The sequence below is a fragment of the Paenibacillus aurantius genome (assembly GCF_032268605.1).
GTDB classification, from domain to species: Bacteria; Bacillota; Bacilli; order Paenibacillales; family NBRC-103111; genus Paenibacillus_AO; species Paenibacillus_AO aurantius.
In genome coordinates this window covers 33,183-46,763 of record NZ_CP130318.1, presented here as the reverse complement: position 1 = coordinate 46,763, position 13,581 = coordinate 33,183, and the positions used below count along the sequence as shown (strand labels likewise).

At 59.0% G+C, this 13,581-nt stretch carries 13 protein-coding genes and 1 riboswitch; of the genes, 3 read left to right on the top strand and 10 right to left on the bottom strand.

Translation table 11 applies throughout. The features are described 5' to 3' along the window. Positions 1-25 precede the first annotated feature (25 nt). The 5 genes from rpiB to spoIIR all read right to left on the bottom strand — a co-directional run bounded on the left by rpiB (position 26) and on the right by spoIIR (position 4,497). The gene (rpiB, locus tag MJA45_RS00225; protein ID WP_315605318.1) at positions 26-484 is read right to left on the bottom strand and encodes a ribose 5-phosphate isomerase B; all 459 of its coding nucleotides are present in this window, start codon (positions 482-484) and stop codon (positions 26-28) included. Positions 485-627: 143 nt separating this feature from the next. Further along, a riboswitch (ZMP/ZTP riboswitch) is annotated at positions 628-709 on the bottom strand. A gap of 157 nt (positions 710-866) precedes the next feature. Beyond that, positions 867-1,439 (bottom strand): low molecular weight protein arginine phosphatase, encoded by a 573-nt coding sequence (locus MJA45_RS00220; RefSeq protein WP_315605317.1) that lies wholly within the window; start codon positions 1,437-1,439, stop codon positions 867-869. Between the two features lie 133 nt (positions 1,440-1,572). After that, a complete protein-coding gene (locus MJA45_RS00215; RefSeq protein ID WP_315605316.1) occupies positions 1,573-2,130 on the bottom strand; it encodes a manganese efflux pump MntP in 558 nt (185 codons plus the stop codon). Positions 2,131-2,461: 331 nt separating this feature from the next. After that, complete coding sequence (locus MJA45_RS00210; RefSeq protein ID WP_315605315.1) at positions 2,462-3,532, bottom strand: L-threonylcarbamoyladenylate synthase; 1,071 nt, start codon at positions 3,530-3,532, stop codon at positions 2,462-2,464. A gap of 176 nt (positions 3,533-3,708) precedes the next feature. Beyond that, the gene (gene spoIIR / locus MJA45_RS00205; RefSeq protein WP_315605314.1) at positions 3,709-4,497 is read right to left on the bottom strand and encodes a stage II sporulation protein R; all 789 of its coding nucleotides are present in this window, start codon (positions 4,495-4,497) and stop codon (positions 3,709-3,711) included. A 206-nt stretch (positions 4,498-4,703) separates the two neighbouring features. On the opposite strand from spoIIR, the gene MJA45_RS00200 reads away from it, so the two are divergent. Continuing rightward, positions 4,704-6,638: an ATP-binding protein gene (locus MJA45_RS00200; RefSeq protein ID WP_315605313.1), complete on the top strand. Its 1,935-nt coding sequence runs from the start codon at positions 4,704-4,706 to the stop codon at positions 6,636-6,638. A 70-nt stretch (positions 6,639-6,708) separates the two neighbouring features. Next, positions 6,709-6,990: a hypothetical protein gene (locus MJA45_RS00195; RefSeq protein WP_315605312.1), complete on the top strand. Its 282-nt coding sequence runs from the start codon at positions 6,709-6,711 to the stop codon at positions 6,988-6,990. Between the two features lie 173 nt (positions 6,991-7,163). Here MJA45_RS00195 and prmC read toward each other — a convergent pair whose 3' ends face one another. The 5 genes from prmC to MJA45_RS00170 form a co-directional block, all read right to left on the bottom strand. Further along, entirely contained in the window at positions 7,164-8,048 is an 885-nt protein-coding gene (gene prmC / locus MJA45_RS00190; RefSeq protein ID WP_315605311.1) for a peptide chain release factor N(5)-glutamine methyltransferase, read from the bottom strand. A gap of 7 nt (positions 8,049-8,055) precedes the next feature. Further along, positions 8,056-9,123, bottom strand: coding sequence for a peptide chain release factor 1 (prfA, locus tag MJA45_RS00185; protein ID WP_315605310.1), 1,068 nt, complete (start codon positions 9,121-9,123; stop codon positions 8,056-8,058). Positions 9,124-9,165: 42 nt separating this feature from the next. After that, entirely contained in the window at positions 9,166-10,266 is a 1,101-nt protein-coding gene (gene ychF, locus MJA45_RS00180; RefSeq protein ID WP_315605309.1) for a redox-regulated ATPase YchF, read from the bottom strand. Between the two features lie 173 nt (positions 10,267-10,439). Continuing rightward, positions 10,440-10,646, bottom strand: a complete 207-nt coding sequence (locus MJA45_RS00175; protein ID WP_315605308.1) for a hypothetical protein — start codon at positions 10,644-10,646, stop codon at positions 10,440-10,442. A gap of 285 nt (positions 10,647-10,931) precedes the next feature. Next, complete coding sequence (locus MJA45_RS00170) at positions 10,932-12,572, bottom strand: PAS domain S-box protein (protein WP_315605307.1); 1,641 nt, start codon at positions 12,570-12,572, stop codon at positions 10,932-10,934. 520 nt (positions 12,573-13,092) lie between these two features. Between MJA45_RS00170 and tadA the strand changes: the two genes are divergently transcribed. Next, a complete protein-coding gene (gene tadA, locus MJA45_RS00165) occupies positions 13,093-13,563 on the top strand; it encodes a tRNA adenosine(34) deaminase TadA (protein WP_407083093.1) in 471 nt (156 codons plus the stop codon). Positions 13,564-13,581: the final 18 nt, after the last annotated feature.

Sequence of the window (13,581 nt, the reverse complement as noted above, 5' to 3'; positions counted from 1 at the left end):
TTAGGATAGGTGGAACAGGCGAGTTTTATGGATGAAGGGAGTACTTCTCTTCCAGCGAGCGAACCTTTCCGACGCGGTTCTGGTGACGGGGCCCTTCGGAGAATTCCGTCTCCAGCCAGAGGCGGGTAATCTCCTGCGCGATGCCCGGCCCCACTACGCGCTCGCCCATGGCCAGCACATTGGTGTCATTGTGCTCGCGGGTCGCCTTCGCGCTGAACAGATCGTGCACAAGCGCACAGCGGATGCCGGGGATTTTGTTCGCCGCAATCGACATGCCGATGCCGGTTCCACAGAGGAGAATGCCTTTATCGGCTTCTCCCGAAGCCACCTTCTCGCAAACGGCGGACGCGAAATCCGGGTAGTCCACGGACTCCTCGTTCTGGGTGCCCATGTCGGTCACCTCATGGCCCAGACCGGCGACGAACGTCTTGATTTCTTCCTTCAAACGGTATCCTGCGTGATCGGCTCCGATTACAATTTTCATAGGTTCTGGTCCTCCCAAGATAGGTGTAGAATGTCAAGGCCCGCAAGAGACGGGCACGGATAGACAAGTCCCCTTCATTATACCCGATAACGCCGATCCCGCCCAACAAATAGAAAAAGAGCACACTCGTGCACGCACGAGATGCTCTTTGCCCAGGCGACCGGCCGTATGGCCCGGTGCTCCATTGTGGTTGGTTCCACGTTGTCGCCAGTTACACCGGGTCCAGTGGGAGAATTCCGCGTGAGCGGCTTCCTCCTTGAATATGCCTTTATCTTACCGCATTTTGCGGAGGCTGTAAAGCCCGGAAGGCGGCCTCCCTGCGGAAAAGTCAGGGGACGTACCGTCTTTGGCTCCCTCGCCTCCTCCTCCTCCAGGCTGCCGGTTACAGCTTGTCGAGGAGCTTCTCCACGCTCTCCTCAATCTCCAGCGCGCAGGCCTGGTATTCCTCCAAGGAGCCTCCGAAAGGATCGCGGATGTCGAGGTCCGCCCCTGTACCTTCCAGCTCGGCCAGCCTGCGCCGGTCCTCAGCCGTAATGGGCTGACCAAGCGCCTGCTTGATCTGCAGGTCCACAATGAGCCGTTCCTTCTCGCCGGCCTCACCGGAATCCGCGGCAGCGTGGGCTGTATATTCTTTTAAGGTGTACGTTTTGTCCACGGCCTCCGGGAAGCGTTGGAGGAGAAGCCTTTTGTGGCTGACGGTCATGGTCAGGATGAGGTCCGCCCGGCGGATCAGCTCCGGGGAGAGCGACTTGGAGGACAGGGCTTCGTTCAGCCCCTTGTCCTGTAGAATCCGGCGCGAATGCCCCGAAATCGAGCAGCCGTCCACTGCGGATACTCCGGCGGAGGACACGGTCACGCGGATTCCCTTGCGCTCCGCAAGCAGCCGGAAAATCCCTTCCGCCAAAGGACTTCGGCACGTATTTCCCGTACAAACGAACAGCACATGGTTGATCATTCTGCCCACTCCTTTTTCTTCCGGCATGTCTCTCTTATATTATAATAGGAAGGGTCCGGGCTTATCCACCCGGACCCGCTGCAGCGTGTTAGGCGCAGGCGAACGCCCGCTTTTCCTGCCCTTGACGAAAGCTCTACATCAGAAACTTCAGGCCGAAAGCAAGAAGAATCAAGCCGCCGAAGGCTTCCCCGTAATCTCCCACCCACTGGCCCACCCGGCGCCCGAGCAGCAGGCCGAGCACCGACATAAACCCTCCCAGCAGCCCGAAAAGAAGAACCGTCAGCAGCAGGTCCGACGCGAACATACCGAGCGATACGCCCACCGAGAAAGAATCAATGCTGACCGTTAAGGAGAACAGCATCAACCCCCAGAACGTCCGGTGGTCGATGGATTGAACGGCGTCTCCCCGCATAGCGCTGTACACCATATGAGCACCGAGCACCACCAGCAGGCCCCCTCCGGCCGCCGTCGCGACTCCGCCGAGCAGCTCGCCCGCATAATGCCCCATAAACATGCCGGTCAAAGGCATGACAATATGGAAAAGGCCGATGGTGAAACTGATTTTGCAAATGTCGAGTAGGCGAATTCCTTTCAAGCCGATCCCGATTCCGAGGGAGAACGCATCCATCCCCAGAGCCACCGCCATCAGCAAAAGAGTGATCAATTCGCCCCACACCGGTGCCGCTTCCATGCTCCTCTCCCCTTTGTCCGCCTATTCTTTCCCAAGATATGCGGAGCTTGAGGGAAACATGTCCGGTTTGTCCCAGGGAGGGACCGCCTTACCCGGAGCAGGACGGAGGCGGTAACGCGCCGGACGGGCAAAGGGCGGGGATGCCGGCGAATGCTACGGGGCAGAGGCGCCTGCCTAAGTTAGAAGCGGTTCGGAAGGGGGAATCCGCTGAAGGATGCAAAAAAAGGCCGGGAAACCAAAAGTTCCCCCGCCCCTCGTGCGGCAAGCAAGCCTGCGTCTTTGGCGCAAAAAGCAAGTCGCCGCGGGCATCGCCAAACCGTTCAGGCGGAGCTTAAAGCCGGATGACCCGGCCTCCGGCCGCCTTGCGCAGCCGGTTCATCACCGCGGCGCCGATGCCGCTCTCTTCGACGGCCTCGGCGAGGATGAAGGTCACCCCGGCCTCGTCAAAGCCGCGCAGGGCGTCGTAGAGCCCGCGGGCTGCGGAGCCGGGATCGCCGAGCCGGCCGCAGGCGATGACGGCGTCGGCGTCGTAGCGCGCCGCATGCTCGGCGCAGGCGAGCACGCCCGTGCGTTCGCCGGCGGCCTTCGCCCGCGCGAGTTCCTGGCGGATCCAGGAACTCACCGCCTCGGGCGACGGGCCCTGCACGACGGCAAGGCGCCCGCGCGGGGCGTAGTGCGCGTACTTCATGCCCGGTGCCTTCGGGGCATGAAGCGCGTCCTCGCCGCCCGGAGCGCCAGGCTCGCCGTCCGGGCCCGCGCCGGCGACGGGCGCGAACCGCTCGAGTGCTTCGGCGCTTACGCCGCCCGGGCGCAGCACGTGCACGGCGCCGCCGGCGGCTTCGACGACCGTCGACTCGACGCCGACGCCCGTCGGGCCGCCGTCGAGCACGCCTTCGATGACCCCGTTCAGGTCATCGAGCACGTGCTCGGCTCGCGTCGGGCTCGGGCGGCCGGAGCGGTTCGCGCTCGGCGCGGCGACCGGGCAGCCCGCCACGCGGATCAGCGCCAGCGCGAGCGGGTGATCGGGCATGCGGACGCCGACAGTCGCAAGCCCCGCGGTGACGCGGGGCGAGAGGGCGCCCGGCTTGACCGGGAGCACGAGCGTCAGGGGGCCGGGCCAGAAGGCGTCCATGAGGCGGGCCGACAGCTCGTCCACGCCGGCGACGATCTCGCCGAGCTGGGCGCGGTCGGCGATATGCACGATGAGGGGATTGTCGGAAGGGCGTCCCTTCGCGGCAAAAATCCCCTCTACCGCTTCCGTGCTGCGGGCGTCCGCCCCGAGGCCGTACACCGTTTCCGTCGGAAAGGCGACCCGCCCCCCTTCTTTCAGCAAACGTGCCGCCGCTTCCACGGCCTCCTGATGGCCGGCTCCAGCGGGCTCCGCCCTCCATACCTGTGTCATCTTCCACTCATCCTTACTGGTTTTTGCCTCATTATAGCGTTCCGTCCGTTCCGTGTCACGGCGGGCCTCTCCCTTAGGCTGCTGCCTAGCCAGCCGCTTACCTATTCCTATTATGTCCATCGTTTTACATGGTTTAAGAGGCGGATAACTTGGACTTTTTTGGCCGGCACCGGTTTTTAGGCGAACAGCCCTTTTATCCATCCGAAGAAGCTCTTGAGCAGATCCCAGAAGAACGATCGCGCCTCCACCTTCGACGTTTCCGTGCTTTCTTCGGCTTGGCTGCCGCCGCTTGGCGTCTCTGCGTTCCGGACCTCCGCCTTCCCGCTTCCTTCTCCCGTCTTCGCCGTTTGGCTCTTCGAGAGCGTTACCGCCTTGTCCTTGCTTTCCTGGCCCTGGCCGGAAGTCATCGACGTCTTCGTAACGGCCGGCTTGGCTGCCGCCGGGGCGGCCTCGGCTTTGTTTTCTTTTTTGACGGCATCCCCGAAGCAGAGAGGAGGGAATAGCACGCACCACCAGTTCTTGCCCTGGCCGGAACCGAGCGTGATCCGCAGCGCCTCGTAGCTGCCCGCGGGATAAAGCTGGCCCCCGTACATTTTTTCCGGGAATGGCACCGTGTCCAGTTCAACCTTGTGTCCGTAGCCAAACCCTTTCTCTTGCAGCACCTGGCCGACGATCTCATCCAGCTCGCCCAGATGGGCCCGAATGTCCTCCCGCGCCATCTCCAGGTTGTGGGGCTCCGTCACCCATCCGTTGATTTCCTCCACCACGCGGTCTCGCACGATTTTCTTGACGGCCTGGTCCTGCAGATTGTCCGAGTTGCCCAGAATGCGCACCCGGATGGATTCCTGCGGAATCCCGGAAGCGGCTACGGCCGCATTGGTTTTGTTCGACTCCCAATTCATCATAAGAACAATAAGGGCAAAAGCGATATAAATGAATTTGGCATATTCCGTTCTTCTGACCATGGTTCCGGCCCCTTCCCTCTGCCGTTTATCGGTTATCGGCGGGTATAGCTACAGTATGGACAGGGGACCGATTCTCTAAACCTAGCAATCTATCAAATGCTGCGAGCTCCTGTCTGGTCTGCTTTGCCCCCTCAGCGGGATGCGGTATAATAAGGCAAAAGGAAGGCTTGGAACTAGACGTTTCCTGCGTCGGGAAGGATTCCCCCATGGACTTATCCAGATATTTTTTTACCAATCTTTGCACCCTCCTTGCCTTGACCTACTTAGCCGGGCTGATCAATAAGAATCTCCTGCCCCGCGTCAGCCCGAAGCGAAGAGAGATTTTTTTTGTAACGGGGGCTATTCTCGGGGGCTGGACCTCGATGTTCTTCGGCCTGCGGTTGGATGAATCGGTGCTGTTCGACCTTCGGTTCATTCCTTTGATTGCGGCTCCACTTTTTGTAAGCCGGCCCCTGTCCATCTTTCTGATCGGGATCGGCATCGGGGTAACCCGTCTTACCTTCGGTCTTCAAACGGCCTCCTGGGTGGGGTTCGTCAACATGGTGATCCTGGGCATCGTTTGTGCGCTGGTGCATGAATGGCTCCGCCGGAACGGCCGCAGCCAGCTGACCCGGATGGCGGTTCTGATCGCCGTGATCAATGTCGTGAATGTCGTGGATATCGCCGTGCTGGGGGTCATCGAACCGGCCGTCTACCTGTGGCAGATCGCGAGCCGGACGCTGCCCTTGAGCTTGGTCCTCAGTGCTTTCTTTACATGGGTGCTGTGGGATTTGAGAGAGGATTACCGCTCCCGGGAGGAACTTCAGCTCATCAATCACCGGCTGGAAGAACAGGTGAAAATATCGGGGGAAAAAACCGAGGAGCTGATCCGTACCCAATCCGCTCTCGAAGAAAAAGCCCGGCTCCTGACGGAGACGAACCGGTACAAATCAGAATTTCTCGCCAACATGTCTCATGAGCTGCGCACACCCCTTAACAGCCTGCTTATCCTCTCGCAGCTGCTGAAGGACAACCGCAACCACACCCTCCTCCCCGAGGAGGTCCAGTATGCTTCGCTGATCCATAGTTCGGGGAACGACCTGCTTCACTTGATCAACGATATTTTGGACCTCTCCAAGGTGGAAGCCGGCAAAATGGAAATGCATTACGGGGAAGTGAATGTCAACGAGCTTCCCTTCTTGATGAAGCGAGCCTTTGACCCGATGGCCCGTCAAAAAGGGCTGTCCTTCTTTGTAAGCCGGGATGCCGACGTGCCGGATATTGTCTATACGGACGGACAGCGCCTGCAGCAAATCCTTAAAAACCTTCTCTCGAACGCCTTCAAGTTCACCGAATCGGGATCGGTTACGTTCCGGGTCAGTTTGGCCGAGAAACCCGGGGAGATTTCGGCCCATGAGGTTGGCGGCGGCGTCCTTGGCTGGTTGAAATTCGTCATTTCGGATACCGGAATCGGGATCTCGCCGGATAAGCTTACCCTCGTGTTCGAAGCCTTTCAGCAGGCGGACGGCACCACCAGCCGGAGATACGGAGGCACCGGACTGGGCCTGTCGATTTCAAAGCAGTTCGCCCAGCTGCTGGGAGGCCATATCGAGCTAAGAAGCCGGGAAGAGGAAGGCAGCACCTTCACCTTCTTCCTCCCCCTTCTGGAGGTGCCCGCCGAAGAAGCCATTGTCCTTCCTCCCGCGGCTCTGCCTTCCGGGAGCAAGCCCGCTCTTCCCCCGTCGGCTTCCGCTTCCCCCGCGGCTCTTCTTTCCCAGTCGGAGGGGCCTAAAGCGAAGGTGCTGATCGTCGATGACGACCGGCGGAATCTTCTATCGCTGCAAGCGATTCTGAAGGACCAGCCCTATCACGTTCTCGTGGCTTACAACGGAAGGGAAGGCCTGGAAAGCCTCCGCCGCCATCCGGATGTAAGGCTTGTGCTCATGGATATTATGATGCCGGAGATGAACGGTCTGGACGCCATCCGGCATCTGCGGCGCAACCCCCGTTTGAAGGACCTCCCGGTGATCGCGGTTTCGGCCCAAGCCATGGAAGGCGACCGGGAGAAATGCTTGATGGCTGGGGCGACGGATTATATCAGCAAGCCCCTGGAGCCCGATCGGCTTCTGCGGCTCATGAAGAAACGGCTGGCTCCTGCATAGGGCCAGCCTGTCTTAGCCATGCTAAGCCTGACAAGCCGCCCATCATGAGGCGGCGAAAGGAGGAATGGGCATGGCCGACCAAACGCTTATGCAGCGGCTGATGAAAGCCTTCGGGCTGGGAGCCGGCACCCCGTCTGCGCCTCCCGCAGCCGGTGCCCCCGCCGAGGAAGCAGTAACGGCTTCCGCCGTGGAGATGGAGGCGGGCAACCCCGAGCTCGAAACCCTCAGGACCCACGCGGCCGGAGCCACGGATCTTCAAGAGACCCGGGTCACGGATACGCCGGTCGCGATTCAGCCTCCCGTTAACTCGGGAGCCGTGGACATGCGGGAAGATCGGTTCCACGGGGAGTAACAAGTCCTGCCGACTGGATCCGGTGAGGCTTTCTCTTTGTCAGAGGCTTCGTGGCCGGATCCATCCATTGACACCGTCCCCCTCTTTCCACGATCAAAAGGCCGCTCCCGGTAGAAGGAGCGGCCTTTTTGGGCCGTTAGGCCGGACGGATGGTTCTTTCCCGGCTTTCCGGTTTAGTCGTGTTCGCGCAGGGCCAGCACGTGACGCTCGATGCCGGCCAGATCTTTGACGTAGAAGACCCGGTCCCAAGCCCTTTGCTGCTCCAGCAGCGAGCCAACTTCCCTTGCCTGGCCTTGCCCCACCTCGAAACCGACAAGACGGGGGTACCGCGGCAGCCGCTGCATCTGGGCCGCCATCCGGCGGTAGAGGTCCAAGCCGTCTTCGCCCCCGTCCAGGGCGCTCCGGGGCTCGTGGCTTTTCACCTCCGGCTGCAGCTCCTCGACCTCCCGGCTGGGAATATAGGGAGGATTGGACACGAGAATGTCGATAGCGGTTCCTCGTTTGAGGTGAGGCTCCAGCAAATCCCCTTGGAGCAGCTCCACGCGCTCGGCTACGCCATGACGCCCGGCATTGGCCGCGGCGACCTTCAAGGCCGCTTCCGAAATATCGGAACTGCAGATCGTCCAGTCCGGGCATTCGACCGCCAGGGTAACCGGGATCGCCCCGCTGCCGGTCCCGATGTCGACGGCAGAGGGAGCCCGCTGCGGAAACAGCTGCCTTCCGTACCGGATGACGGCTTCCACCAAGAGCTCCGTCTCCGGGCGGGGGATCAGGACGGCCGGGGTTACCGTGAAGGCCAGCCCGTAAAATTCCTGCTCGCCGATGATGTACTGGACCGGCTCCCCCGCCGCTTTCCTTTGCAGCGCAAGAAGCCAGGCCTCCCGCTTGTCCTCAGGAAAAGGATCGCCGAGAGCCAGCAGAAACGCCGTCCGGTCCGCTCCGAGCACATGCTGCAGCAGAAGCTCGGCATTCGCTCCCGGATCCCGGACCCCCGCCTCCGCTAAAAAAGAAGAAGCCTTGGCATAGGCTTCCCGTATGGTTCCGAATGAGTAAGTCATCTTCGGATTATTCTCCTTTGTCCATGAGCTCCGCCTGCGTGGCAATGGTCAGGGCCGAAACGATCTCTTCCATGTCTCCGTTCAGCACGGAATCGAGCCGGTGCAGCGTCAAGCCGATCCGGTGGTCGGTGACGCGGCTTTGCGGGAAGTTGTACGTGCGGATCCGCTCGCTGCGGTCGCCCGTGCCCACCTTGCTCTTGCGCTCGTCGGCGTACTTGGCCTGCTCTTCCTGCAGGAATTTGTCATAGATTCTTGCCCGCAGCACCTTCATGGCCTGGTCTTTGTTGGAGTTCTGCGACTTGCCGTCCTGGCACGTGGCCACGATCCCCGTCGGTACGTGGGTCACCCGCACCGCCGACTTCGTCGTGTTGACGGACTGGCCGCCCGCACCGCTCGAGCAGAACGTATCGACACGGATGTCGCTTTCCTTGATCTCGATCTCGACTTCCTCAGCTTCCGGAATAACGGCCACCGTCGAGGTCGACGTGTGAATCCGGCCGCCCGATTCCGTTGTCGGGATCCGCTGGACCCTATGGGCGCCGCTCTCGTATTTCAGCTTGCTGTAGGCTCCCTTCCCGTTCACCATAAAGATGACCTCCTTGAAGCCCCCGAGGTCATTCAAGCTGGAATCAAGCACCTCGACCTTCCAGCCCTGGGTGTCGGCATACTTCGTGTACATCCGGTACAGATCCCCTGCGAACAGGGCCGCTTCGTCGCCGCCTGCCGCCCCGCGAATCTCCACAATTACGTTCTTGTCATCATTGGGATCCTTCGGAAGCATAAGGACTTTGATCTTCTCCTCAAGCTCCGTCTTCCGGCCGCTCAGCTCTTCGACTTCCATCTTCACCAGCTCGCGCATTTCGGCGTCGAGCGGTTCATTCTGCATGGCCTTGGCCGCATCGAGCTGCTCGGAAACCGTCTTGTATTCCATATACGCTTCGTACGACTCCTGAAGATCGGATTGCTCCTTGGAGTACTCCCTCAGCTTCTTCGTGTCGTTCGCCACGTCGGGATCGCAGAGAAGCTCGCTCAGCTTCTCGTAGCGGTCCGCCAACGCTTGAAGTTTGTCTAGCATGATACTCACCCCTTTTGGTAATCGATTTTGCCGCCTGTTTCTCTATACATTAAAGCGGAAATGCATCACATCGCCGTCCGCCACGACATATTCCTTGCCTTCGAGCCGAAGCTGGCCCTTTTCCTTCGCGGCGTTCATGGAACCCGCATTCACCAGGTCGTCGTAGGAAACAACTTCGGCCCGGATAAAGCCCCGCTCAAAATCGGTATGAATCACGCCCGCCGCCTGAGGCGCCTTCATTCCTCTGCGGATCGTCCAAGCTCGTACCTCCTGAACGCCGGCGGTAAAATACGTGTACAGGCCGAGCAGGCGGTAAGCCGCGCGAATCAGCCGGTTGAGACCGGATTCCTCCAGGCCGAGCTCCTCAAGAAACATGGCCTTGTCTTCGCCCTCGAGCTCGGCGATCTCCGCTTCCACCTTCGCGCTGATCGGAACGACCTCCGCCCCTTCCTGGGCGGCGTATTCGCATACCTTCTGTACATAAGGGTTGCCGTCCGTGTCGGCGACTTCCTCTTCGCTGACGTTCGCCGCGTAGAGGATCGGCTTCATGGTCAGCAGATGCAGGTCGCGGACCAGCAGCCGCTCGTCCTCGGTCAGCTCGAGGCTGCGGGCCGGCTTATCGGCGTACAGCGTCTCCTTGATGCGCTCTAGAAGCTCGACCTCCGCCGCGTACTTCTTGTCTCCGCCCTTCATGTTCTTGCGCGAACGGTCGATTCGCTTCTCCACGGAATCGAGGTCGGCCAGAATCAGCTCCAGGTTGATCGTTTCGATATCGCTGATCGGATCCACCGTGCCGGATACGTGCGTGATGTTCTCATCCTGGAAGCAGCGGACGACGTGAACAATCGCATCCACCTCGCGGATATGCGCGAGGAACTTGTTGCCGAGCCCTTCGCCCTTACTCGCTCCCTTGACCAGTCCGGCGATGTCGACAAATTCGAAAGCCGTCGGAACGATGCGGTTCGGCACCACAATCTCGGCCAGCTTGGCCAGACGTTCATCGGGAACCTCCACCACGCCCACGTTCGGATCAATCGTACAGAATGGGTAGTTCGCCGATTCGGCCCCCGCCTGCGTAATCGCATTGAAGAGCGTCGATTTGCCTACGTTCGGCAGCCCGACGATACCTGCTTTTAAAGCCATATATGTGACAGCTCCTTATCCTCTTAAGTACATCCTTTTTATTATACAGAAAAACGCCAAAAAAGCCTAGTTTTAATTCCCGCCCGAAACCTGGCTCCTTCTTCCTTTCGGAGCTGTCCGCCGTTTCGGCCGTTCTCAAAACTAGAGCCTGGGTAAGCCTCCAAGGGCGCTGTCTATCCCGCAAAAGACTGGACAGGCATGACCGCCAGCACCTGCTCCTTGCGGAACAAGCGAGGGGCTTTGCGTTCATAGCAGTAGGCCGTCAGGCAGTGCCGGTCGACCGAAAGCACCTTCACCTTTCGCTGGGAAAGCTTATGATTCCGGTCCAAGTAAATGATTTCGACAGTCCGTCCTATAAACCGCATGAAAGTTTCCCGCATCCCTTCTTATCCCTCCGATATAATAGAAACGTATGTTCCTATTATACCTGATTTTGTTCCTTTTATGCAAACATTCATTCGCCTTTTTCGTCCAATAAATATTACCAAGCATTATAAAGTATTACTAAAGGAAATAAAAAAAAGACCCTCCCTATAGAAAGCCGGAAGAGCCAAAAGCTCCGCGGCTTTTTAGAAAGAGTCCTTCCCTTCTCCGTTTCCCCCATCGGGGTTTCCTTCCCCTCCCAGGAGACCAAAGGCTGCCCGCCTGCGTTACCTTCCCTCCCTTTAATCAGAGTCGTAAAGATGCCAGCGCCCTTTGCCGTTTTCTTTCGCCCGGAACATCGCGGCGTGGGCATGGTCAATCAAGGCTACGCTGTCCAGGCAATCGTCCGGATAAACCGCGATGCCGATACTGGCGGTCAGCGGGACGGCCTTCCCCTGCAGATCAAACGGCTCGGCGAGCTGATCCGCAATGCGCTCCGCGATCCGAACCGCATCCTGCTTACGCTCGATTCCATGCAGATAAACGGTAAACTCATCCCCGCTTATGCGGCCCACCGTCCCCTTCTCCCGAATCCCGCTCATCAACCGTTCGGCCACGGCCTTGAGCACCGCATTCCCGGCTTCATAGCCGTAAGCCGTGTTGATTTTGCGGAAGCCGTCCAGGCTCACATAGAACAGCGCAAGGCCGTGATAGAATCGCCGGGCCGTCCGGACCGCCTCGTTCAGCCGGTCCTTGAAAAGATACAAATTGGGAGCTCCGGTAATGGTATCGTAATAGCTCATATGGATCATCTGTTCCTCCAGCTGCTTCCGCTCGGAGATGTCCCGGCCCACGGCCAAATACCGGTTGATGCCGCCGCTTGCGAGTACCGACAACCGGAGTTCTACCCACAGCAGCCGGCCGTCCGCCTTGAGATGCCGGTATTCCACGGAATGGGACATTCCCGTATCCGTCTCGGCCAGCTTTTTGCGGAACCGGAGAGCGTCCTCCGAATAAACGAACCGGTCGGCGCATTGACCGAGCAATTCCTCCGGCCGGTAGCCCAGCTTGCTTTCATAGGAAGGCGAGACGAACAAATACCGCCGCTCGTTGTCCAGCAGGGCGATCATTTCGGTCATGTTGGACGTGATCAGCTTGTAGCGGGCTTCGCTTTCCTGAATGGCGTTCTGGGTCCGCTTGTGCTCGGTAATATCTTTATAAACAGACGTGAGCCCGGTTATTTCTTTGCCCTGTTCCCGGATGGGCGTCATCGAAATGGACACGTCAAGCGGGATGCCCCCCCTGGTCAGTCGGACGGTTTCATAATTATAGATGGCTTCTCCGGCTGCGAGCCGGGTATAGATCGAAGATTGGGCATCCTTATCAAAAGCAGGCAGTATGGGAAGGTTCCGGCGGTCCAGGCCGATGAGCTCCGCCCGGCTGTACCCGAACATGACCTCGAAGGCTTCGTTGCAGTATGTAATGATCCCCTTCCTGTCGCTCGACAGAACGGCATCCGGTATACAATCCAGCATGTTCTCCAGCACGGCCTGTGCCGGCTGGTGGTTCTGGTTAGGATGAAACGTCTTCACAAGAAGGAACTCGACGGTTCCCCGGCTTCCCTTTATCGGCAGCAAGCTCAGCTCTCCCGCTCCGCCCGTTTCCCCAAGGGAAAGGGCTTGGCCGACAACCAGCGGAGTCCCTCTTTGAACCGCCTGGCTGCAGTAATACTTTAACGAACGAGTCTCTTCCTCCGGATAAATCTCTTCCAGGAGGAGGCCGTATTGTCCCGGACCGAGCCCGCTTGATTTTCGAGCCGCCCGGTTCGCCATCTGTAGGCGGTAACCCGTTTCGGCAACCGAATAGACAACCACCGCCTCAGGGGAATCTTCCACCAAGGCGGACAGCTCCTCAACACTTAACTTCAGCCCGTCATTGACCACCCTTTCCCTCCTTCCTCCGGTTTGTCGTGCTGTTATCGTGAACCCTCCCCTTTCTTGGGTAGATGCCTTTCTTTCCAGAAGATTTCCACCGTTCCCCTTTTATCCCTCCTCCGATTTTTTCTCCAAACAGAAAAAGCCGCCTCGTTCTCCGAAGCAGCCGTTGTAGGAATTGCCCGTCATAAGCATCTAGCGGACAACCCGACTGCCTTTTTCTAAGGCCCTTTCAGGTAAGACGTACTGCTGGCGGCAGGCTGCCTACTCATCCCTCTGCTTACAATCGTTATAAGTTAAGTATAGTAGCTAGTTTCCTTTTCGACAATCCGGTTAGGGAATAATTAAGAAAGGTTTTTTGTGGAAGAACCGGGCCTCTTTCCGTTTGCCCTGATGCCCTTCAATCAGTACAATAGATAAAGTTATCCACGGAACAACCAGTTATCCACAACATTATCCACAACATGTTAACAACGAATAAGTGTTCGATATTTTATCCACAATCTTGACGAGAGAAAGGAGGCTGCCCATGGAGGACCACCAGGTTTGGATGAGGGAAGCCTTGAAAGAAGCGGAGAAGGCTAAAGCGTTGGGCGAAGTGCCGATTGGAGCCGTCGTGGTCAAGAACGGGCAGGTCATTGGCAGAGGCCATAACTTGCGGGAAACCTCCTATGACCCTACCTCCCATGCCGAAATGCTCGCCATCCGTGAAGCAAGCGGCCGCCTGGGTGCATGGAGGCTCCTGGACTGCCGGCTCTATGTCACGCTCGAGCCTTGCCCGATGTGTGCCGGGGCCATCGTTCAATCCCGCGTTCCTCATGTTATCTACGGGACGCCCGATCCGAAAGCCGGCTGTGCGGGTACGCTAATGAATCTGCTCCAGGAGCCCCGGTTCAATCACCGGGTGGAGATTACGGCCGGTGTGCTGCAGGAGGAATGCTCCTCCATGCTGAGCCGGTTTTTTCGGGAGCTTCGGGAAAGCCGCCGAAAGCCGCTTTAACTCGAATCCCCGTATTTC